Here is an 849-nt window from a genome sequence, read left to right as displayed (position 1 = left end):
CTTCGGAGGTCTCGGGCGGCTCCGGGGTGGGAGTGGACGACTCTGCAGACGGGGTGGCCGTCACCGTGACGGTCGCCGTGGGTGCCGGGTCCTGCTGGGCGGCGCACCCGGTCAGGGCGAGCGACGCGGCAGCGAGGGTCAAGGGGATAGCACAACGGTGCATGGGGGTGCTCCTGGGCTAGTTATGGGTGGGATTTTTGAGGCGTTGATCGAGCTTGCGCTCGTCACCCCAGTAAGGCGTGTTCGGGATGGACGATGGTGAGGCACTCAACGCGGGTGGGCACCCCCCCCGGGGGGTTACTTTTCGATCAGCCCCAGGTCTTCCAAAGTTTCCTTGCGTTCCACGTCTTTCTGATAGTTGTCGGCCCACTCACTATCGGCCTTGTTCTTCGAATAGAACTTTTCCAGCCCCCGACGATCCACGATCAGGACGCCGGTCGCGGGGTCATTGTTGGTCCAGTCGTCGCCGGTGAACATCCGGGCGTACTGCAAGGCATCATCGCTGTCCACACTCATCAGATCGGTGTGCAGCGTGAGCTCATGGTCCCCTGTGGCCTCCATGGACTGGATCCCGCAGACCCAGCTGATGCTTGTCTCGGAGCATGCCCTGTCCCACGATGATGCGTTGAGAGAGACTGCGAGGTTGTCCTGGAGCTTGGCGAGCCATTCAGTCTGATCCGCCTTCGCATGATGTGCTTTCGCGTCGCTGACCATGGCGCCAACGAGCCATATCACGGTGATGACTACGGCCAGCCAGAGGCAGAAAATCACTTTTGAACGGGTAGGAACATGCTCGCGGTCGCTCATGGGGGGTCCTTAGCACTGGGGGGGGGGTTGCTTCCGCTAAGT

General features: G+C 61.6%; 1 protein-coding gene. It reads right to left on the bottom strand.

The window, feature by feature from the left end; all coding sequences use genetic code 11:
- Positions 1–297: 297 nt before the first annotated feature.
- A complete protein-coding gene (locus CWC38_RS11865; RefSeq protein ID WP_121846900.1) occupies positions 298–807 on the bottom strand; it encodes a hypothetical protein in 510 nt (169 codons plus the stop codon).
- Positions 808–849: the final 42 nt, after the last annotated feature.

Source organism: Kocuria tytonicola (assembly GCF_003687455.1).
GTDB lineage: Bacteria > Actinomycetota > Actinomycetes > Actinomycetales > Micrococcaceae > Kocuria > Kocuria tytonicola.
Note: the sequence above shows the minus strand (reverse complement) of the source record. Positions and strands in the feature narration are given on the sequence as shown.